A 22,403-nucleotide genomic window follows, 5' to 3' on the forward strand; every position below is an offset into this window, starting at 1 on the left:
TTGGCGTGCGGCAGCCATGCTGCCGCGCCAGCCGTACACACGATCCGGCGCATGGCATACCGTTGACCCGGCTGGTCACGCGGATGCTATGGGTACTCGCCACGATTGGGGTTGGTCGGCAATCAATGAGATAACCTCTGGCAGATGTTTTTTTGAAACAGGTTCTAGTATAGGAGATGGAGAGGGGTTTTACTGGTGTGACACTTGACCATCGCCATGTCACATATTCCTCGCGACATTTGTCACGAAATTGCACGCTGCTTGCACAAAAAATTGTGATATGATTAGAGAAGAGGGATGCAACAACACCACGATGTCTGGGTCTGACCAGGCACGTATCAAGGGTTATAAGAGCAAGAGGTTATGCAAAATATGCAAAAACCTGTCACCTAAACCACGTTGTACGATTCGCGTTTTCAGCATTCTGTAAAGAAATGAAAAATAATTCGGCGTCCAGGTATTTGACGCAAAAGCAAAACGGTTCTATAATGATCGAACAGGTGACACCGTGCAGTTCGCTTCCTGGATAGGGTAATGCAGTATGGCACAGATTTTTCCCCGCAATGCCAACCTTCTATCACGTTTGAGCATCTTCGCTCTCGTTCTGCTTGTCGTTGAAGGGATTCTTATTCTCGGCGTTTACTTTCGGTCAAATTATTTCCGACAGGTAAACGTGGCCATTGAGCAGCCGGTAGCATTCAGTCATCAACTGCATGTGAATGTCGTCGGGGCTGACTGTCGGTATTGCCATACCTCAGTTGATCAGTCTTACTTTGCTAACATTCCGGCCACCGAAACCTGTATGACCTGCCACTCCCAGATCAAAACCTACAGCCCGCTCTTGGAAAAGGTGCGCGAGAGCTATGCCACCGGTAAGCCGATTGAATGGGTGAAGGTGTACGACCTGCCGAATTTTGTCTACTTCAACCATTCGATCCATGTCAACAAGGGCATTGGTTGCTCGACCTGTCACGGTCAGGTAAACAATATGCCGGTGGTCTGGCAGCAGCAGGCCCTGTATATGGGGTGGTGTCTGAATTGCCACCGCAATCCAGAGCTGTACGTGCGACCGCGCGAAGAGGTGTACAACATGGATTATGTACCACCATCCAACCAGTTGGAGATCGGTCGCCAGCTTGTAGCGGAATACGGCATTATGCCACCCGATCAGTTGACCAATTGTTACGTATGTCACCGCTGATTCACCAGGTTGATCGACCGGTGTAATCTACATGCCCGCTGGAATCGCTATCAACGGTATTGGTAGAAGATTATGACACAGCAACAACCCGATCTCGAAGCTATTCGTGCCCAATTGCGGGATGCTCGCGGCCCTCAGTTCTGGCGTTCGCTTGATCAATTGGCCGATGCGCCAGCCTTTCGTGAGCTGATCGAGCGTGAATTTCCGCGTGGTGCAAGCGAGCTGGAGGATGGAATCAGCCGGCGTACCTTTTTGAAGCTGATGGGAGCTTCCCTCGCTTTGGCCGGTGTCACTGCCTGTACGTATCAACCACGCCAGTACATTGCGCCGTTTGATCGCCAGCCAGAGGGACGAGTACCCGGCATACCACAGTATTTTGCTTCGACGCTGACCCTTGGCGGGTATGGTACCGGTGTTCTGGTACGCTCGAACGAAGGCCGCCCGACGAAGGTGGAGGGGAACCCACGCCATCCGGCCAGCCTCGGTGGCACCGATCTTTTCGCGCAGGCCGAAATTCTTACCATGTATGACCCTGACCGTTCAACCACTGTTTTACGGCAGGGCGTCCCGGCCACCTGGGAAGAGTTTACGGCGACGCTGGCCAATGCGTTAACGGCTGCCCGTGCTACGCAAGGTGCAGGGATACGTCTGCTGACTACGACTATCACCTCGCCATCGCTGGCGGCGCAGATTGAGCAATTCTTGCAAGCCTACCCCCAGGCTCGCTGGTACCAGTACGAGCCGATCAACCGCGACAATGTGGTGGCCGGTGCCCGGCTGGCGTTTGGTCGTGATGTTACAACGCGCTACGATCTGTCGGCAGCTCAGGTCGTGGTGAGTCTGGATGCCGATTTTCTGGCCCCTGGCCCCGGTTTTATCGCCTATGCCCGCGCCTTTGCCGAGGGACGAAAGGTGCGTAAAGACAGCACGACGATGAACCGGCTGTACGTTGTTGAAGCCAGCCCTTCAACCACTGGCACGACTGCCGATCATCGGCTGCCACTACGCGCTGATGCCATTGCTGCCTTTGCCGGTGCCCTGGCGAACGAGCTGGGTGTCGGTGGTGCGCCGGCTGCATTGTCGCCAAAGGCTGAAGAGTTTCTGCGTGCGATTGCCCGCGATCTGGAAGAGCATCGTGGTCAGTCGGTAGTAATTGCCGGCGACCAACAGCCACCCATCGTCCATGCACTGGCGCATATGATCAATGCTGAATTGGGAAATGTGGGCAAGACAGTGTTCTACCACGAACCGGTTGAAGCCCGACCCACCAATCAGACGGAAGAGCTGGTGGCGCTGGTCAGTGAGATGGCTGCCGGTCGGGTTGAGACCCTAATCATGATCGGCGGGAATCCGCTCTACAACGCGCCCGGTGATCTCCGCTTCGCCGACCGTATGGCAAGCGTACCGCTAACTATTCATCTGAGCCAGTTCGTTGACGAGACTTCAGCACGTGCCACCTGGCACATTCCGCAAGCGCATCCGCTAGAGAGCTGGGGTGATGCTCGTGCCTTCGACGGTACAGCCAGTATTGTGCAACCTCTGATTGAACCCCTCTACGGTGGCAAAACCGCTAACGAACTGCTGGCGGCAATGCTCGGCCAGCCAGAAGCAGAGAGTTATGATCTGGTACGCTCATTCTGGCTAGAACGGATTGGCGAAACCGGCTGGCAGGTGGCATTGGCCAACGGTCTCATTGCTGAGACGGCTGCACCCGTTATCGAACCAATGTTAGATGAGGAAGCGATCCGGGCGGCACCGATTCCGCAGCCCGGTGATGGCGTTGAAATTGTATTTCGACCAGACTCGTCACTTTTCGATGGCTTTTATGCAAATAATGGTTGGCTGCAAGAACTACCGCGACCACTCACCAAGCTGGTTTGGGACAATGCAGCTTTGATGAGTCCACGCACAGCCATCAAATTGCTTGGTTTGCCATTCAATGCTGAACGTCTGATCGGAACCGAAGCCGATAATCGTGAGCGGCAGCAATATCTTGAGCAACTCTCGAAAGTCAATGGCACGGTAGCCCGGATTGAGTATCGTGGTGGGGTCATCGAGATACCGATCTGGCTCCTACCCGGTCACGCTGAAGACTCGATCACGCTCAATCTCGGCTACGGTCGCACCCATGCCGGACGAGTGGGCAACAACGTCGGTATCGATGTCTACCCAATCCGTACCAGTGATAGCCCGTGGTTTGGCGCTGGTGCTCGCGTAACCAACACCAGTCGCACCTATCTGCTGGTCAGCACGCAAGACCACTGGACACTCGAAGGACGCGATATTTATCGGGTTGGTGAATTTAAGAAATTCAAGGAAGACCCGAAATATATCGCAAAAGAGGTCTATCGAGAAGAATATGGTCGAGAGACAACGAACTATCAGTCACTGCAACCCGGCGATGACTATACCGGTCGTAACGCCTGGGGAATGACCATTAACTTGAACGCATGTATCGGCTGTAACGCCTGTGTCGTAGCCTGTCAGGCTGAGAACAACATTGCCGTCGTTGGCAAAGATCAGGTCTCGCGTGGCCGTGAAATGCATTGGATACGCATTGATCGATACTTTGCAGGTGAGGATCTTGATAACCCCTCGATCTACATGATGCCTGTCAACTGTATGCAGTGCGAAAAAGCGCCATGTGAGGTTGTCTGTCCGGTTGCGGCTACCGTTCATGACTACGAAGGTCTAAACAACATGGTGTATAATCGCTGTGTCGGTACAAAGTATTGCTCGAACAACTGCCCGTATAAGGTACGGCGGTTTAACTTCTTGCAATACAGCGATACCACGACCGAGACCTTCAAGCTCGCGTTCAACCCAGATGTGACGGTGCGCGTCCGAGGTGTGATGGAGAAGTGCACGTACTGCGTCCAACGCATTAGCGGAGCACGTATTGCAGCCAAACGAGCAGCAGTACAAGCCGGTCAGTCATCGTATGTCATCGACGACGGCGCCATTCAGACCGCCTGCGAGCAGGCGTGTCCAACCGGTGCCATTGTCTTTGGTGACATCAATGACAACAATAGCCGGGTCGCAAAATGGAAAGCAGAAGGGCACAACTACAGCCTGCTGGCATTCCTGAACACCATTCCGCGCACGACATATCTGGCCCGTGTCCGCAATCCGTCTGAGGAACTAGAAAAGGTGGAAGGCTAGCGATGGCACAGGCGCAACCACTCCGCACCCGGCCACAAGACGATGGCGAAGCCTATCTGTTGCCGGGAGAAACCTACACATCGATCTCTGCGAAGATCGGTGATGTACCCCTCACGCCGCCGCTGAAGACACCAAAGGGCTGGCTGGCCGGCTTCAGCGTGGCGTTCTTCATGTTGATGATCTTCTTTGTGTCGGTGACGTGGCTGTTCATCCGCGGTGTCGGTATCTGGGGTATCAATATCCCGGTCGGCTGGGGCATGGACATCATCAACTTCGTGTGGTGGATCGGTATCGGTCACGCCGGTACGCTTATCTCGGCAATTTTGTTGCTACTCAACCAGGGCTGGCGCAACTCAATCAACCGCTTTGCCGAGGCAATGACGCTGTTTGCAGTGGCCTGTGCCGGTCTCTACCCGATTCTTCACCTTGGCCGGCCATGGCTCTTCTACTGGTTGATCCCGTACCCTAACACACACGGCATGTGGCCACAGTTCCGCAGCGCGTTAGCCTGGGACGTATTCGCAATCTCAACGTATGCCACGGTGTCGCTGGTGTTCTGGCTAGTAGGCCTTATTCCCGACTTCGCCACGCTGCGTGATCGGGCGAAGAATATTTGGGTAAAACGGCTGTACGGCATCGCAGCCCTCGGCTGGCGCGGCTCGGCCCGTCACTGGCACCGCTACGAGATGGCTTCGATTTTGCTGGCAGGCCTCTCAACACCGCTGGTGGTGTCGGTACACTCGATCATTTCGCTCGACTTCGCCATTTCCCAAGTACCCGGCTGGCAGGTTACCGTCTTCCCACCCTACTTCGTGGCCGGTGCCGTGTTCGCCGGTTTCGCGATGGTACTCCTGCTCATGATTCCGGTACGCACCTTCTACGGCTTCGAGAACTACATTACCCTCCATCATCTGGATGTGATGGCGAAGGTTATGCTTACTACTGGGATGATCGTCGTCTACGGGTACTTCATGGAGTTCTTTGCCTCGCTCTACAGCGGTAATGAGTATGAGGAATACCTCTTGTACAACCGTCTGTTTGGGCCAAGCTCGTGGGCGTATTGGGGGTTGCTCTTCTGTAATGCAGTGGCGATTCAACCGCTCTGGTTCAAGAAGGTACGGCAGAACATACCGGCCTTGCTGATTATCTCCTTAATCGTTAGTGTCGGTATGTGGCTTGAGCGTTACGTGATTATCGTAATTTCGCTTGAACGCGACTTCTTGCCGTCATCATGGGATATTTATATTCCCACGATTTGGGACTGGTCACTTTACCTTGGCACCTTCGGCCTCTTCTTCACGCTGCTCTTCCTATTCATCCGTGTCTTGCCGATGATCAATATCTTTGAGATGCGGTTGTTCCTTTATCAGGAAGCAGAGAAAGCAAAGCAGCGAGCAGGGCATGGCGCACACGGTCACGGGCACGAGCAAAGCCCGGCACATGGTGCAGCGACAGCAGACTAGAAGGAGTGAGGCGATGCGTAACGATGTGTACGGCGTGATGGCCGAGTTTCCCACGCCAGAGGCATTAATTGAAGCAACTCGCAAGGCTAAGGCGGCCGGCTATACAAAAATGGATGCCTTTTCACCGTTCCCGATTGAAGAGGTGATAGAAGAGATCGCCCACGGCGATACCGGTGTCCCTCGTCTGGTGCTACTCTTTGGGCTGATTGGGGCTGCCTCGGGATTTATTCTGCAATACATCGGAAATCTAGTTGATTACCCTCTCAATATTGGCGGTCGTCCACTCGATATCACTAACTGGCCGGCCATGATCCCGATCACGTTTGAAAGCGGGATTCTGCTGGCTTCGTTTGCAGCAGCCATTGGCATGGTTGTGCTCAATGGTCTACCGTCACCGTACCATCCGGTGTTTAACGTTCCACGTTTCCAGCATGCGTCACAAGACGCCTTCTTCTTGTGTATTGAAGCAACGGATCCGTTGTTTGATCGTTCGCGCACTTCACAGTTCCTGCGCTCGCTGAATCCGATGCAGGTCTCTGAGGTGGCATACTGAGGGACACCCATGCAAAAGCCTCGCTTGACATCACGCATGATTCGCTTCGGTTGGGTCGGCCTTTTGGTGCTGCTGCTGACTGCATGTCACCAGGATATGTACGATCAGCAGAAGTACACCACCTATGAGCCGAGCAGCTTTTTCGCTGATGGCCGTTCGTCGCGCCCCAATGTTCCCGGCACGACACCGTTTGAAGTAGTAAAGACCGACGAGTTTCTCTACACTGGTCTGATCGATGGTCAGGAAGTGGATGCAATGCCCTTTCCAGTAACCAAAGACCTGCTCTTACGTGGCCAACTGAAGTACAACGTCTACTGCGCAGTGTGTCATGGCGAGGCTGGCTACGGGGAAAGCATGGTTGCTGAGCGGGGCGGTATCGTGCCAGCTAATTTCCATCAACAGCGCTTGCGCGAAGCACCTCTCAGCCATTTCTTTGTGGTGATTACTAATGGCGTGTACCGCGGCGATCCACAGAACGGTGGATACCAGTCGATGTATGGCTATGCATCACGGATTACCCCCGAAGATCGCTGGGCGATTGCCGCTTATATCCGGGCCTTGCAGTTGAGCCAAAATGCAACTATTGATGATGTTCCTCCCGATCAGCGTGCACAGCTTGGTAATTAGGCTGGAAGGTTAGAATCCATGGCGACGACAAGTATCTCACAGACCCGTATTCCCCAACTCGGCCAGGTACAAATGCTTGGTCTGGCCGCTGCTGTGATTGGTATTGGCGTTCTGGCCGCAGGCTATTTTCTCAGTCCAACCTCGTTTTTCGAGTCGTACATTTATGGTTACTACGTAGCAATGACAATCCCTCTCGGCTGTTTGGGCTTTCTGATGGTGCAACATCTGACTGGCGGCGCGTGGGGAGTGACAGTACGTCGGATGCTGGAAGCCGGTGCTGCTACATTGCCGATTATGGGCTTACTTTTCATTCCAATCGCCCTTGGTTATTTCGATACATACAAGGCGCTAGGGTTAGAGCATCCGCTCTACGAGTGGGCCAATTCGGAAGTGGTAACCCCTGGTGGTGCCGAGTTCGATCCTATCATTGCCCACAAGGTACCCTGGCTTAGCCCGTTATGGGTAACCGCCCGCATCGCGATCTTCTTTGTTATCTGGTCGACTCTGGCTCTGACCCTGCGCGCATGGTCGCGACAGCAAGATGCCGGTGGCGATGCGAAGAAGCTGGCAACCCGGATGCGCCGTCTAAGCGGCATCGGCGTTGCATTGTTTGTGATCACGGTGACCTTCTTCTCTTTCGATGTGGCAATGTCACTCGATCCGCACTGGTTCTCAACTATTTACGGTGCGCACTATATGACGAATGCTGGATTGATGACTCTGGCATTTTTGGCTTTGATGATGAGCCGTGTCCGTGATGCCGCGCTCTTCCGTGAGTATGTCTCGGTTAAGCCGATTCACGACATCGGGAAGTTGATGTTTGCCTTTACCGTGCTATGGACGTATATGTCCTACGGCCAGTTGGTCATCATCTGGTCGGGTGATGTGGCCGAGTTTACGCCCTGGTATGTCCACCGGACGCAGCACGGCTGGGTTTTTGTTGCACTGGCTCTGATGCTCTTCGCATTCGCGTTACCGTTCTTTGTCTTGCTGTTCCGCGGTACAAAGCGCAATCTGACCACACTGGCCACAATTGCGGGCTGGATTGTGGTGATGCGCTTTGTTGATATGGCCTGGATTATCCTCCCCGAATTTCGGGAGCACCTGTGGGATATTGCTATCACCGATGTGGCAGCATCCATCGGGCTGATCGGCTTGGTCATTGCTCTGTTCGCTGCCAATGTCCAGCAGGCACCACTGCTACCGCTGCGCGATCCGAATATGGAGCAGTTACAGAACAGCGGTCACCAATAACGTAGAGGAGTGTGAAATATGAGCTATCGCCCAAACTACTCTGCATCACGATATACTTCCAGACAACCTGCACAGCCGGCTCGCGCAGCTCGCAGCACCATGGCAGAACCATCACTGAGTCGCCTGATGATAACCGCTCTGATGGTGTTCCTCGTATTGAGTATGGTCGTGTTGCTGGCCGGGCGTCTGCCCTTTACCCCACAACCGGCACCGGTTACTGGGAATACGTATCGATCGTATGTCAGTGAGGCGCGCACGTTACTCAACAGCTACGGCTACACGATGGAGGGTAAAGTGCATATTCCGATAGATCGGGCGATGGATTTAATTGTCGAGCGGGGACTACCGGTACGCGAGTAGTCTCGTATCGTAGCAGCAAAGCGCGAGTCAGGAGGGACGAACAGTGATTCGTCCCTCCTGCTGTTTCATGGTGCAGCATAACTACTACGGACACTTCAGGAGCGAATCGAACCTGCACACGTATAACAGAGATTGAGATTGGCTCTAGGATGAACGCCCTCACCCACGGTCCCTCTCTCGCACCGCGGTAGAGGGGCGTATGGAGGTCTGCACTGAGGCCTTCTGATGCGGTAGACGTTGAGTTGTACCAAATCTGGTAGAACAGAAGTCATGACACAATAGCCAACGAATTATACTCTGTTGCACACATTGATGAGATGTGGTAACAATAGCTTCTGAATACGCGAGCAAGCCGTTCTGGCAACGTTGTGCGCAGCGCCTCTCACCTGAGCCAAACGGCGCTGCCACGTTCTTCGCATCCGAACCGTCCGCGTCGTTATACCTTGCCCCAGGTGGCGGCGTGCGTGCTGCTGACGGTCTCCCTCGACCTCAGTTGCAGAAATATGGAAGCGTGGCTGTTGACCACAGATCAGGTTCGCTAGGTATTGGAACTGTCCAAAGCCCCCGATAACCCCACCGTGCAGCGTATGCACGACGGTGCGCACGGTGGACGGTGCGCAGATGAAGAACCGGCTGCTAGAGGAACAGGATGGGGACGACGAGGACGTGGCTGCTGACCGCACTGGCTTCGCGCCAGGACCGGCCCGCCGTATGACCTGACCCGCACCGGACGCCGCTCCCACCGGTGGGTTCAGAACCTATCCGAAACGTCGGGTGAGATGGCATCTCGCCCGACGAAACGTGCCGCAGAAGTGATGTTTCGGATAGGTTCTCAGGGGGTATACGCGGTCGGCACGCGGGCGCAGGTCATCCTGGCCTGGCGTTCGGGCTGGGGGCCGGGCAGCAATGGGCCGTATGTGCCCGGCCTGCGGCGAGATGCCCGCCGCGATGGACGGCACCGGGGCAAACGGACGGCGTGGGGTATGATAACCGATGCGGGCGGTGATGGTCACACGGTTCGTACGGATGATCGCGTTCCCCCCGTTCGCTGGGGCGGTCAGCTGGTGCACCCTGACCGCAGCGCACGGGCTGATCTCGTCGCGCACGCCCGCCGGGATGGCTTGGTTGGGCAGCGTTGGCAGAGCGAAACGGTGCACGCGGTCATCACGTGCACGGTTGGTAACACGCTCCGTTCGCGCAAGCGTAGCCTGCAGCGGCGGGAGCCGATTATCATAAGGATTGGTCTCCACCATCCATCGGTACCTGCGTCTCGATGTATCCGATCGTTGCAACAGAGCCAACGAATTACTCTGATGCAGATCCTGGACGACGCCTAAGCTGAGAGTGTCCTATGGCGCAGTATGCCGTGCCTACGACCGCGCTAACGACAACCCACCGGCAACAGCTCGCGTATACTGCTTTCTGCTATCGCCGTCGGCGCAAAAAAGAGATGACCACCACACCCGGTGTCAGAAGCACCAAAACCGCTGATCAAACGTATCAGTTCTGGCACTTTAGCCAATTCTTTACACCAGCGACACTCAAGCCGATCTCGTCCGGGTGCAGCCCATATTGTGCGTATCTCGGTGTGAGGACGCAAATAGTCGATGTGCCAGTGAAAGCGCTTTTCAATGGCGATATGCCGTCGTAATCGTGCGGCCAGGCCGCCGGTGCCAAATGCACTGCCAACGTAGTAGTAATGACCAGGGGCGAAGTCGAACCTTCCCAGGCGACCAATTGCGATCTGTGTCAGTTGATGATTGAGCCACAGGTGCAAAAGGTAGGTTCCTGCTGTACGTAGATCAGGAGTATGTTCGACCATTGCTGGGATTAGAACAAGGAGTTTCATAAGCAATATTTCGCTTCCACCTGTTGCCTGCTATCAGATCTGAGTCGATCTACCTACATCGTGACATATCCTGGATATTTCTGCCAGTGGCTCGCTGTGTTTGATATGGATTGGTTCAGGGATGAATAGAAGCTACGAGCGCATACAAGAGGTAGACCTTAAGGACGCACTGCATGCCCTCACCCCTTGCTCTTCTCCCGCTGTACAGGAGAGCGGAGCACAGAGAGCTGCACTGTGGCTTTCTGATGCAGCAGATGTTGTGTTGAATCTGGTAAAATGTAATTCATGACATACCAGTCAGTAATTACCCTGATACTGCATCTGAACGATGCACCGCTGGACGCCAGTAGGGGCGACGCATGCGTCGCCCCTACGGCTACGCTGACGACAACTCACCGACTCGTCAGTGTCACACCTGAACGATGCACTTTGTTGAGCAAGATGTGGGATTACCTCATATATTCTGTCCTTCTCTGAAGTATGAGTGGAGCGCAGGCAGGGCGTTCAGATCACCAGCAACCAGGTTGCACATGCTATTGATTGAGGGAGTCAACTCGGCTAATACAAACGCATAACTTCCAAACTCCAACCGATGAGACACCGACATCGCTCGCGTAGAAGCGGCTTAAGGCCGACGCCATTCGTCGCGCTCCAACGCTCGCCGGCGATCCTATGTCACCCGGCTACCCTGTCACTCAGTCATCTTAATCATGCTATACTTGTCGCACTGGCTTACAAGACGCCGACCATCGTGATTGACAGGACTATGAACGTATTACTCATTGGTTCCGGTGGACGAGAGCACGCCCTGGCCTGGAAAATTGCCAGCTCACCCGGATTTACGAAACTGTTAACCATTCCCGGCAACCCTGGTACAGGGCGCTACGGACGCAATGTACCATTTCCTCTCACCGATTATCCGGCCCTGATCGATCTGGCCCAACAGGAAAAGATTGACCTCCTGGTCGTTGGCCCCGATAACCCCCTCGCGGATGGTATTGTCGATGCCTTTCAGGCTGCCGGTATTCCGGCATTCGGCCCAACTGCAGCAGCGGCCCGGATCGAGAGCAGCAAATCATTTGCCAAAGAGATTATGGCCGCTACCGGTGTGCCAACCGCCCAGAGTCATGTCTTTGCCTCGGCTGAAGAGGCAACAGCATTTGCCCGTGAAAGCGGTAAAGCGTGGGTGGTGAAGGCTGACGGTCTGGCCCTTGGTAAGGGTGTGATCGTTGCGGAAACGATTGACGAGACTCTGGCCGCGATTGCGAAATTAAGTGCTATTCCCGCCGGTCACCATCTCTTGCTTGAAGAACGGCTATACGGGCGCGAGGTGTCGGTACAGGCTCTCTGTGATGGCGAGCGGCTCTGGCCGTTGCCACCTGCACGTGACCACAAACGGCTAGAAGAGGGTGATCGCGGTCCCAACACCGGCGGCATGGGGGTGATTGCACCGGTTGATGAGGTCACACCGGCCTTGCTGGACGAAATCGTCAATCGTTGTATGCAGCCGGTTGTCAATGAGCTGGCAGCACGGGGCACACCTTTCCGGGGTCTCCTTTACGCCGGGATCATTCTGACCGCGGATGGCCCGAAGGTGCTTGAGTTTAATGCTCGCTTTGGTGATCCAGAAGCACAGACGGTATTGCCGCTGCTGGAAGGCGATTTTCTCGGTGCCCTGTATGCCTGTGCCACCGGCCACATGCAACCCAACCTGCTGCGCCGTCGCAAGGGATACGCGGTCTGTGTGATCTTGTGTGCTGCCGGTTATCCTGACCGTCCGCGAAAAGGTGATCTCATCCGCGGTGTGGAAGCGCTTGACGAAGATCAGGTGCTCGTGTTCCACGCTGGCACCGCTGTCGGGCCAAACGGCCTGTGTACGGCCGGTGGACGGGTGCTGGGCGTAACCGGTCTTGGCTCAACCCTACGCCAGGCACGTGAACGAGCATATGCTGCTGCCGATCAGATTCGCTTTGAAGGCAAATATTTTCGCCGTGACATCGGCCAGGAGTAGGTTGTGCCAGGGATTGCAGTATTGTTGAGCGGCAGCGGGAGCAATTTGCAAGCGCTGCTTGATGCCCAGGCTGCCGGTGATCTGGCTGGTGAAGTGGTGCTGGTCGCAAGTGACCGTGCTCAGGCTTACGGTCTGCAACGTGCATTACAAGCCGGTGTAGCAGCGGCGTATGTCCCACTGCGGGCAACGCAAGGCCCGCAGCGCCAGCAATGGGAGCAACGGCTGGCCGATATTGTCGCCTGTTTCGAGCCTGATCTGATCGTCCTCGCTGGCTTTATGCGCGTACTTTCGGCAGCATTTCTTGAGCGGTTCCCTAACCGGGTGATTAATCAGCATCCCGCACTCTTACCTGCGGATGGCGGCGATACCGTGACCACCACCAGTGGGCTGGTTATTCCGGCATTGCGTGGTGCGCACGTGGTAGCTGATGCGCTACGGCTCGGTTTGCCCGTTACCGGTTGTACCATCCATCGTGTGACGCCGCGGGTTGATGATGGCCCAATTCTGGCTCGGGCTGAAGTTCCGATTCTGCCTAACGATACGGTTGATTCGCTCCACGAACGAATAAAGACGGTAGAGCGACGATTGATTGTTGCTACAGTTAACCGCTTACTTGCCAACGAGTGACCGGATACTCCTACCGGTCACTCACCTCATTCGCGACGGAGCAACGCCAGCGTCAACATAATTCCGCCGGTGATCACGCCACCAATCCCGATGAACAACAGTGTCCACGGCAACACGCCATACCAGTCCAAAGCACGCATTGCAATGACCAATGCTGCGACCCCTACGATAAACGCTGCAACAACCAGCGCCAGTGCCAGCCGATTGGCAGCACCGATCAACGCAGCCGCCAGCCGGCGTAATTCAAGCTCGCGGGTTTGAATGCGCAGCTCGCCATCGTTGAGGTGTTGGAGAGTTTGACTGATCTGGATGGGCAGGTCAAACACTAGCTCACCTAATTCACGACCACCAGACAGCACCTGTGCGCCGAGAGCGGTTGGATTCATCTGCTCACGGAGGGCGCGCTGAATGTACGGGCGGGCGGCAGCGAAGACATTCAGGTTCGGATCAAGTTGCATCCCCAACCCCTCCATCATCACAATGGTCTTGAGCAACGTGGCCAGAGGACCGGGAATGGTTAAACGGTGTCGCCGTAAGAGCGTCGTGAGGCCGTCGAATGTCTCGCGGGCCGAAATCAGACCGAGGGGCCGATCCACAAATCCCTCGACGAACCGTTCCAGGTCGCGACGCAACGCCAGATTGGCTGCTCGCCGGGGTATGACTTCCAGGCGTTCGAGTGATCTGAGCAGCCCCTGACTATCGTGATTGACCAGCGCACCCATCAGCCAGAGTAAGCCCTGCATCGTGGCGTGATCAAGCGTGCCTACCTGCCCGAAATCAACTACTCCCAATACGTCACCGTCGAGCACGAAGAAGTTGCCCGGATGGGGATCGCTGTGAAAGAAACCGTGGGTAAAAATCTCTTCCAGCGTAATATCAAGGCTTGCCCGGGCCAGGCGTGACATGTCAACCCCGGCAGCACGCAACCCTGCCATATCGTTCAGCTTAACCCCAACAATCCGCTCCGTGGTCAAAATACGGCTATCGGTATATTCCCAATACACCCGCGGAATATAGATATGCGGATTTGTGCAAAACATCTGGCGGAAGCGCTCGGCATTGCGCCCTTCGCGGACGTAATCAAGCTCGGCGCGCAACATGGCGCTAAACTCCCACACAATCTCGCTCAGGTTGTATTGGGCGGCGAAGGCCAGACGTTCCTGTGCCAGTGTTGCCAGATCGGCCAGGATTGCCAGATCGGTCTGAATGCGCGAGGCAATATCCGGGCGTTGCACCTTGACCACTACCTGCGTTCCATCAGGCAGAACGGCAGCGTGTACCTGACCAAGCGAGGCAGCGGCAAAGGGCTGACGATCAAAGGCAACAAACAGTTGATCAAGTGGTCGATTAAAGGTTGCTTCGATCAACGCCATCGCCTGATCGCCGGGAAACGGCGGCACCGTATCCTGCAACTTACTCAGCTCGGCAACCACATCGGCTGGAAGAAGATCGGGACGAGTGCTCAAAGCCTGGCCCAGCTTGATGAACGTCGGCCCCAGCTCGATCAGCGCCTCGCGCAGCCGGGCTGCACTACCGAGTGGTGGCGGTGCCGGTGCCCGCAAAATGACCCGGCGGGGCAACGACAACAGCCCACTCAACCCAAGCTGATCGACCAGATAGCCAAAACCGTGATGCACCAGCACCTGAGCAATTTCGCGGTAGCGTCCAAGATGACGGGCCTGGCGAACAAGTGGCCACATGAGAACACCAGCTATCTACAGGCAGAAACTCGTGCGAACAACGCAGCAGTAAGTGTAGTATACCCCGGTTTCGAGACCAAAGGTGAGCAAACCGGCTTCACGTACTCAGAATCAGCCAGAGTGCCCAGAGGCGTGGCCCGAAGATCAGCACTCCGACCACAACGGCGGTCAGCGCACAGATCAACACACTGCCGGCGGCCACATCTTTCGCGATGCGGGCCAGCGGATGACGATCACGAGTCGCTAAATCGACGGTCGCCTCGATGGCCGTATTAAAGCCTTCAGCCGCCAGCACCAGGCCAATCGTCAGCGTCAATACCACCCATTCCCAATGCGCAATACGTAAGGTTACACCCAATGCGACTGCAATCGCGCCGATCAAAAGATGAATCTGCACGTTACGCTGGGTACGCACCAGATGACCGATCCCGGCAAAGGCATAGCGAAAGGCAGCAATGAGACGGCGGGTACTCCGATCAATCGGCGCAGCCATAGGTTTCTTCCTCGTTCAGACAGCGACTATCCTCAGCCGCGAATGATACCATCTCGGCTATAATGGCGCTTGCAAAAACTACTTCTTCCACAGTGAGGTAATGAAGCGTATGCGACTGATCATTGTTCGCCACGGCGAGAGTGAATGGAACCGGATCAACCGTTATCAGGGCCAGCAGGACGCACCACTCTCTGAATTGGGGCGCAAGCAGGCAGCAGCGTTGGGTGAGCGTTTACGACATGAAAAGATTGACGTTGTGTATAGCAGCCGCCTGCAACGCGCAGCCCACACTGCGCAGGCGATTGTAGCCCACCATCCCGGTCTTGAGATCATCTACGACGACGCGCTGCTTGAGATCAACCACGGAGAATGGGAAGGGAAGTATCTGCACGAGATTCTGGAGCGTTACGCCGATGGTCTGCGCGAATGGCGGCAGCATCCCACCCGTTCGCAGATGCCGGGTGGCGAAAGCTTCTCGAACGTACTCAAGCGGGTGCTCGACTTCCGCGAGCGGATTTGTGTCCAACACGCAGGACAGACGGTCTTGATCAGTACCCACGATGTCATCGTTAAGATTCTGGTTGCCGATGCCCTGGGAATGAATATGGATCGCATCAATCGCATCTGGGTTACCAACGCCAGCATCAGCGTGATTGAATACGGTGATGATCTGCCCTACCTGGTGAGCCTGAGCGAGGCGTGCCATCTCGGTCATCTGGCCACCACCCGTGAACAGCAGCACGCGCTGTAGGCACGTTCAGCGGATACTGGGGAGCAACCTCAAAGACTGACTCCACATGCGAGGTAGCGGCCATATTTCCGACAACCCGATCCTGATCTGTCGAACACCGGCAGCAACGATGCTGCCGCGCCCAATCTCTTCACCCAGACCGATGATACTACCAGCCTCAGCAATTGGTCGTCAGACGGCAGCGGTCGAACAAAATATCGCCCAGACGACTTAGTATCTGTAACGGTACCTGAAGCTGATACCAGAGCATATCATCCCAAATCAAACCACGTCGCAACTCGGTTCTAACGAACGTCCACTGCGCAATCAGCCCTACATTCCAGGCCACAAACAGCGCAGCGCCAACAACCAGTGGCTTCCACCCCAGCCGTGGCTGCAACCAGGCCAGCAGTGCCGATAACCCCAAGACAAAGATCGGCGTGCATTCAATCAGGCGCCGAAAACCAAATGAGCCGCTCAGGTGCCAGGTGGTGCCGAATGCACCATTGATATACACCTGACCGAGAAAACCGATCAGTAGCAGTAAAGCCAACGGGCCATCGCGGCGAAATAGCCAGGCGAGACCGGCCAGCGCCAGAAACAGGATTGGACTCCAGAGCAGCGCACCGTGAGCCGGATGGATCAGCGTATCCCAAAAGCGGGGACTCACCAGGATCGGTAATGGTCCCAATTGCACGAACGCCAGCTTACCACCCACGGTTGAAGAGGGGCTAATCCGTCCATTGAGCACCCAGTAGGTGGCCAGTTGCGGTGTGAGGGATACAACAAAGACGGCAAGAAACAGGAGATGACCGGCAAACAGCTTACGCAGCAGCGACCATTGTCGGCGGCGTAGAGCACCAACATAGGCCGCCAGTGCCTCAACAGCGGGGATGAGGAGCAGCAAACCTAACTGCTCGCGGGTCATCACCATCAAACCGGCCACGACACCCAGCGCCAGCCAGACACTCCAGTGGCGTTGGCCATCGCCGAGACCAAGATTGCCTTCCCGATCCCGCATCCAGATCGTAAGGAAGAGGGTAAAGAGAAAAAAGCCATTGGCATGCGACCAGGCCATCGCAAGATAGGTGTAAAAGACCAGTGGTGTACTCAAAAAAATGGCAATGGTTGCGATCAGGGCCGGCAACTGGCCGGTATAGATACGGGCCAGACGATAGGTCAATAACAACCCAAGCAAGCTGTACAGCGCCGACATCAGACAGACCGCAACGATATACGGCTGACTATAGCCATCACGCGGAATTGCCGCCCCGCCCGCATTTGCTATCTGCACCCACAGATCGGCAACCACAAAACCCGGTGCCCACAGCAACGCTGAGCCAATCGGCGCCACATTGCGCAGCTTACCGGTTACCGGATTGGGATTCGCATCATCAGGACGTAGCAGCGCATTAGATACTGCCGGATCATTGTTTTTCCGGCCAATATCGGCAAAGTGTTGATACTCATTGTAAAAATCGAGATCACGATCAAAGTAGAACGAACGCAGATAGGCGTAATACTGCACCTCATCGCTCAGCGCAATGCGCGGCAGGCTAAATGGCAAGAGGATAAGAAACATGAGAATAATGATTAGTGGTCCCAGGTCGCGGCCGGCAAAAAACGTGCGCATACGTCCCGCTACTCCTGATTGTAGATTCTTTTGATATATCTTCCTCCGACAGCACCACGGCTGCCCGCTGCTATTGTACGACGAATCGTCAGACACGCTCGAAGCGCTGTTTTTGCTCACAGGAATAAGGTAAAACGATTTTTATTGTTTTAAATTGACAAACTTTTTTTATTAGAGTATGCTAACCCCAAACATTCACACGTGCTCGATGAAGAGCGAACCCCAAACGCCTGTGTCCTGTCGAATACAAAGGAGGAACTATGGTGCGCCAGTTACTGCTTGCCTTATTCGTGGTGTGGATAGTATTGTTCAGCGGATGTAGCACCGTCACTACACCACCCCCAACTACTGCTCCCGTCACCAGCAACCTCAGCGGCATCAAAGATTATCTGCTCGGCCAGACACGTGCGCTGGTCACGGCTACCGCTGACCTGCAAACAGCCAGTAACCACTATTACGACCTTGCGCAAGCGACCAATTTTGACTATGCCAGTCTCTGGCAAAACCAGCAGCGTGAGGTGATTGCAGCCCTTAACGCAGCTCGTGAAGCGTGGATTACTGCCAGCCCAATCTACGAGAAGATGGAAGGTATCGTCGCCGGTACACCGGCACTCGCTCAATTCGACGTTGATCTCGATGCCGGTGCTGCCGGCAATGAAGACCCTGAAAATGCGGTCTCTTTTGACCTCGTCTTGCCCGATGGACGCACCCTGCCCAAGCCAGGAAACCTGTTTGGTGTGACTGAAAGCACGCTATGGGGTACCGATCCGGCTTTTGCCGCGTCGGTTACCGCCGATTGGAACGGCGATGGCACGATTGAATTCGGCGAAACCCTGCCCGATGCCAACGTGTTGAAAGCTAGTACTGATCTGCTGGCCCAAATGGCGGCTGATCTTGATAGCACCGCACAGAACTGGACACCAACCGAATCGGATGCCTTTACCGCACTGGTGGTAATGGTTCCTACTATGAGCGAATACTTTGCTTCGTGGCGCGATTCGCGCTTTGTCCTGGGTGATGCTGCAACGCAGCGTGATTTTAATGTCATTTCGCGTCTGGCCGATATTCAAGATATTCTAAGCGGGCTTGAGGTTGTCTATGCGCAAGTGCGCCCACGGGTAGAGGCGGTCGATCCTGCCCAGGCAGAGCAGATCGCAACCGGTCTGCGTGATCTGCGCGCCTTTGTGGCCGATATTTACACGCAAGAGCGCAATGGACGACGCTTTAGCCCGGAAGATGCGGACACGCTAGGCGCTGAGGCGCAAAATCGGGCCACTGCCATCACCGGTCAGATTAGCCAGATGGCCGGCGCCCTTGGCGTCACCCTGGCGGAATAAGCCCTGCACGCGCTTATCTGTGAAACACTGGCGGCGCAGGTCATGCCTGCGCCAAATATGGATTGTTCCGATAGACGTTCAGCCAGAGAACCGGGAAGGATCTTGTATGAAGCTCAAGCCGGTATGCGCCACTAGCCGCTACGGACTGATATTGCTGGCTCTGATAGGAATAGCTCTTACTCTGATTACACCGACAGTATCAGCGCAAACTCACTCACCCGGTCAGATCGCCGAGCATATTCGAGCGACCCTGGTATCCATTCAACTCCACGAAGCCGACGATCCCACAACTGCCCAGGCACACTTGAACGAACTGTACGACGAATACACCGCCCTGGCACCAACCATCGGTCACTACAATACCAGCGCAGATAGCGCTATCCGTGCCGGATTTCGTGCTGCCGGGAATGCGCTGGCTACTGCCGATATGCCCGGTTTTGCAATGGCACGCGCCCAAATCTGGACGGCACTGTTGAACGGCGGGTACAGCGTGGTGAGCAGTGCTTTACACGAAGGTGATACACTCACCGCCCGACAATGGCTGGTAGTGCGTGAATTTCGCCATGCCAATCGGTTTGCTCGCCCGAATGCCGATGCCACGAAAGCGGTATACGCCACCGCGAACGGCGCACTTTCAACCGAAGAGGCGCTGGCCGCGGTGAACGCCGATCTTCTCGACACGTATCAGGCCCGGCTCAACGAAGCACTCCAGGCGCTCGTCGTCGCCGACCAGCAAGGCTTTCCCAGCCGGCGTGCTGAAACAGCCGCGCTGGCCGCCGGCTACTTCGCTATTCTGGCCCCTGCCTATGCCGAGCAGCGTGGTGAAGCGGCAGCCATGAGAGCACAGGCAACCTTTGCCACATTGCAAGAGGCAGCGTACCGTGGTGAACCAATCGCATCACTGCTGGCAGAGGTGCAAGACCTTCTGCGTGGCTTTCGTGCTGCACCACTCAGCCCTGCCGAACAGGTGCGACGAAGCGGTCAAATGCTGCGCTTTTTGCAACTCGTGCCGATTGAGTACGAGCGAGGGGTGCGAAACGGTCAGGTTACCATCGATTTAGAGATTCGCGAAGCGATCACCTTTCACGCCGGTGCGATGGCTGCCTTTAGCGACCTGCGTGATCTGCTCGAGCAGCGTAATCCCGATCTGACCACCACGGTTGCCGCTCGTTTCACAGAGTTGGGTAACGCATTGGCCAACACCGGCAACCGTACGGAGATTACCGACCCAGCGACAATTCGCTCAACTACAGAAGCGCTGCTCAGCGATTTACGCACTCTCTTGCCAGCCGAATGGCAAAAACAAACTAGCGGTGCCGACTTCGATGTGATTCGGTCGGCGCTCGATCAGATGGAACAGGCAGTACGTGCCGGCGAGTATGCACTTGCCGAATCCGCACGTCTGGAAGCCTACGCGATTATGGAGATTGGCCCGGAAGCCAAGCTGATCGCCTTCGCTCCTCAATACAAACCGATTATTGAGGGCTACTTCTGGTATGGACAGAATGATCATAAAGGGCTGGCCTATCTCATTGAGCAACAGGCAAGCCCGGCCGACATTGCCGCCACTCGTGCAGCACTCGACCGGGCATTAGCTGAAGCGGAACAGGCACTGGCAGGGAGCAATGCCCCACTGGCGATCACAACCAACGCAGCGGTGATTGTCTTCCGCGAAGGGCTTGAGGCAGTGCTTATTCTGGCGTCGCTGATGGGGAGCCTCAAAGCACCAGGACAACGTCGTTTCCGCCGACCCCTCTGGATCGGTGCCGGCACCGCGATACTGGCAACCGTATTGACCTGGATTCTGGCGCAGAGTGCATTAATGGCGATGGCCCGGCTAGGTGAGACACTGGAAGCTATCGTTTCTTTGATTGCAATCGCTGTGTTGCTCTTGATCACCAACTGGTTCTTTCACGATGTCTACTGGAAAGACTGGATGGCTTCATTCCACCAGCAGAAAAAGCATATTCTCGGTGGGCAAACCGGTCAATGGCTCGGTCTGATCACACTGGGGTTTGCTAGTATCTACCGTGAAGGGTTTGAGACAGTGCTCTTTCTGCAGGCACTGACCCTTGAAGGCTCCATTACGACGGTTCTGGCAGGTGTCGGTATCGGTCTGACTCTCACCCTATTCGTGGGACTGGCCGTCTTTGTTATGCAGGCAAAACTGCCCCACAAGAAGATGCTGATTGTTACCGGGATTCTGATTGGGGCAGTGCTGTTGCAAATGGTTGGTCACACGGTCAATGTCTTGCAGGTGATCGGCTGGCTACCGCTGCATCCGATTCGCTGGCTCGACCTGCCCTACTGGACGGGATTCTGGTTTGGGTTGTATCCTACCTGGGAAGGGATTGGTCTGCAAGCAGCAGCAGCGGTTTTCGTCATTGGCAGTTATTATCTAGCCGAACACTTGCAGCGACGTGAGCAACAGCGCTACGCAATCGCCCATTCTTGACGATCAGGCAGAAAAGTAGAGGAGACTATGAGCATTACTTCCGATCCGATTGCACCGATTGCTGCGGCAGCAATCGAACATATGAATAGCGATCATGCCGATGCTGTACTGGCCTACGCCCGTGGTCTGGCCGGTATAGGCTGGGCCAAGCAAGCCCTGATAACGCGCCTCGAAGCAAGTAGCATTGAGATACAGGTCAGCGGTGATGAACGAACAACGACCATTCTGATCCCATTTGAACCACCGCTCACCCACCCGGAACAGCTTCGACCGGCACTTATTGCTCTAGCTCAGAAAGCGCGTCACCATCTGGAGGCCGGGGCACAGGTAGAGTCTCCAGAGCCGATACGAAATGCTGAACTTCCCCATCTATTGCTCAATGCAATTGCCAACCGCCGCAGTTTTGCGCTGCAAGATTTAACCGCCGGGCCGATTGCACGAGAGGCGGTAACACTGATGCTCGAAGCGGCGAACTGGGCACCGAGCCACGGCCAGACAGAACCCTGGCGCTTCGTGGTCTATAGCGGTGCTGCACGACAAATACTAAGCGAAGCCTTTGGTATGGCATTTCGTCTGCTCAATCCCAACCTGCCCGTCGGGAGTTCCGGTGAAGAGGGACAACGCAACCGGGTGTGGCAGGCGTCCGTCTGGATTGCGATCGGCATGCAAGCCCATCCGAAGCGACCCGAATGGGAAGAATTGATTGCCGTCGGCTGCGCCGTCCAGAATATGCACCTGATGACCAGTGCGTTGGGCCTGGCCGGCAAATGGACGAGTGGTGCCTGTGCGACACACCCGCACGTGGCAGAAGTTGTCGGCTTTACCCCTGGCACCCGATTACTCGGCTTCTTCTACGTTGGGCATCCTGCAGCTCTTGAGTGGCCACGCGGTCGCCGTCGTTCACTGGCAAGCAAGGTGATCTGGCACGAGGAGTAGGGGTAGGTAGTC

General features: G+C 55.5%; 17 protein-coding genes. 13 read left to right on the forward strand and 4 right to left on the reverse strand.

The window, feature by feature from the left end; genetic code table 11:
• The first annotated feature begins 541 nt into the window (after nucleotides 1–541).
• The 7 genes from VAE55_RS17875 to VAE55_RS17905 all read left to right on the forward strand — a co-directional run bounded on the left by VAE55_RS17875 (nucleotide 542) and on the right by VAE55_RS17905 (nucleotide 8,620).
• Nucleotides 542–1,201 (forward strand): cytochrome c3 family protein, encoded by a 660-nt coding sequence (locus VAE55_RS17875; protein WP_322817077.1) that lies wholly within the window; start codon nucleotides 542–544, stop codon nucleotides 1,199–1,201.
• A 72-nt stretch (nucleotides 1,202–1,273) separates the two neighbouring features.
• Nucleotides 1,274–4,363, forward strand: coding sequence for a TAT-variant-translocated molybdopterin oxidoreductase (locus tag VAE55_RS17880; RefSeq protein WP_322817078.1), 3,090 nt, complete (start codon nucleotides 1,274–1,276; stop codon nucleotides 4,361–4,363).
• 2 nt (nucleotides 4,364–4,365) lie between these two features.
• Complete coding sequence (gene nrfD / locus VAE55_RS17885; protein WP_322817079.1) at nucleotides 4,366–5,826, forward strand: NrfD/PsrC family molybdoenzyme membrane anchor subunit; 1,461 nt, start codon at nucleotides 4,366–4,368, stop codon at nucleotides 5,824–5,826.
• A gap of 13 nt (nucleotides 5,827–5,839) precedes the next feature.
• Nucleotides 5,840–6,379, forward strand: coding sequence for a DUF3341 domain-containing protein (locus tag VAE55_RS17890; RefSeq protein WP_322817080.1), 540 nt, complete (start codon nucleotides 5,840–5,842; stop codon nucleotides 6,377–6,379).
• Nucleotides 6,380–6,388: 9 nt separating this feature from the next.
• Nucleotides 6,389–7,006: a cytochrome c gene (locus VAE55_RS17895; protein WP_322817081.1), complete on the forward strand. Its 618-nt coding sequence runs from the start codon at nucleotides 6,389–6,391 to the stop codon at nucleotides 7,004–7,006.
• 18 nt (nucleotides 7,007–7,024) lie between these two features.
• Nucleotides 7,025–8,260, forward strand: a complete 1,236-nt coding sequence (locus tag VAE55_RS17900) for a hypothetical protein (protein ID WP_322817082.1) — start codon at nucleotides 7,025–7,027, stop codon at nucleotides 8,258–8,260.
• An 18-nt stretch (nucleotides 8,261–8,278) separates the two neighbouring features.
• Complete coding sequence (locus VAE55_RS17905; RefSeq protein WP_322817083.1) at nucleotides 8,279–8,620, forward strand: hypothetical protein; 342 nt, start codon at nucleotides 8,279–8,281, stop codon at nucleotides 8,618–8,620.
• 1,381 nt (nucleotides 8,621–10,001) lie between these two features.
• Here the strand turns inward: VAE55_RS17905 and VAE55_RS17910 are convergent.
• Nucleotides 10,002–10,469: a GIY-YIG nuclease family protein gene (locus VAE55_RS17910; RefSeq protein WP_322817084.1), complete on the reverse strand. Its 468-nt coding sequence runs from the start codon at nucleotides 10,467–10,469 to the stop codon at nucleotides 10,002–10,004.
• 766 nt (nucleotides 10,470–11,235) lie between these two features.
• On the opposite strand from VAE55_RS17910, the gene purD reads away from it, so the two are divergent.
• Complete coding sequence (gene purD, locus VAE55_RS17915) at nucleotides 11,236–12,480, forward strand: phosphoribosylamine--glycine ligase (protein WP_322817085.1); 1,245 nt, start codon at nucleotides 11,236–11,238, stop codon at nucleotides 12,478–12,480.
• Nucleotides 12,481–12,483: 3 nt separating this feature from the next.
• Nucleotides 12,484–13,107, forward strand: a complete 624-nt coding sequence (purN, locus tag VAE55_RS17920) for a phosphoribosylglycinamide formyltransferase (protein WP_322817086.1) — start codon at nucleotides 12,484–12,486, stop codon at nucleotides 13,105–13,107.
• A gap of 26 nt (nucleotides 13,108–13,133) precedes the next feature.
• Here purN and VAE55_RS17925 read toward each other — a convergent pair whose 3' ends face one another.
• Together VAE55_RS17925 and VAE55_RS17930 are read right to left on the reverse strand one after the other, a co-directional pair.
• Nucleotides 13,134–14,807, reverse strand: a complete 1,674-nt coding sequence (locus VAE55_RS17925; protein ID WP_322817087.1) for an AarF/ABC1/UbiB kinase family protein — start codon at nucleotides 14,805–14,807, stop codon at nucleotides 13,134–13,136.
• A gap of 97 nt (nucleotides 14,808–14,904) precedes the next feature.
• Complete coding sequence (locus VAE55_RS17930; RefSeq protein ID WP_012256528.1) at nucleotides 14,905–15,300, reverse strand: diacylglycerol kinase family protein; 396 nt, start codon at nucleotides 15,298–15,300, stop codon at nucleotides 14,905–14,907.
• A gap of 109 nt (nucleotides 15,301–15,409) precedes the next feature.
• Between VAE55_RS17930 and VAE55_RS17935 the strand changes: the two genes are divergently transcribed.
• Nucleotides 15,410–16,051 (forward strand): histidine phosphatase family protein, encoded by a 642-nt coding sequence (locus VAE55_RS17935; RefSeq protein WP_012256529.1) that lies wholly within the window; start codon nucleotides 15,410–15,412, stop codon nucleotides 16,049–16,051.
• A gap of 157 nt (nucleotides 16,052–16,208) precedes the next feature.
• Here the strand turns inward: VAE55_RS17935 and VAE55_RS17940 are convergent, their stop codons facing one another.
• Complete coding sequence (locus VAE55_RS17940; RefSeq protein ID WP_322817088.1) at nucleotides 16,209–17,663, reverse strand: glycosyltransferase family 39 protein; 1,455 nt, start codon at nucleotides 17,661–17,663, stop codon at nucleotides 16,209–16,211.
• A gap of 260 nt (nucleotides 17,664–17,923) precedes the next feature.
• On the opposite strand from VAE55_RS17940, the gene VAE55_RS17945 reads away from it, so the two are divergent.
• The 3 genes from VAE55_RS17945 (at nucleotide 17,924) to VAE55_RS17955 (ending at nucleotide 22,391) form a co-directional block, all read left to right on the forward strand.
• Entirely contained in the window at nucleotides 17,924–19,000 is a 1,077-nt protein-coding gene (locus tag VAE55_RS17945) for an EfeM/EfeO family lipoprotein (RefSeq protein ID WP_322817089.1), read from the forward strand.
• A gap of 106 nt (nucleotides 19,001–19,106) precedes the next feature.
• On the forward strand, nucleotides 19,107–21,455 hold the full coding sequence (locus VAE55_RS17950; protein WP_322817090.1) for an FTR1 family protein: 2,349 nt from the start codon (nucleotides 19,107–19,109) through the stop codon (nucleotides 21,453–21,455).
• A gap of 27 nt (nucleotides 21,456–21,482) precedes the next feature.
• Complete coding sequence (locus VAE55_RS17955; RefSeq protein ID WP_322817091.1) at nucleotides 21,483–22,391, forward strand: nitroreductase family protein; 909 nt, start codon at nucleotides 21,483–21,485, stop codon at nucleotides 22,389–22,391.
• Nucleotides 22,392–22,403 lie beyond the last annotated feature (12 nt).

It is taken from the genome of Chloroflexus sp. (genome assembly GCF_034432675.1).
Taxonomy (GTDB): Bacteria; Chloroflexota; Chloroflexia; order Chloroflexales; family Chloroflexaceae; genus Chloroflexus.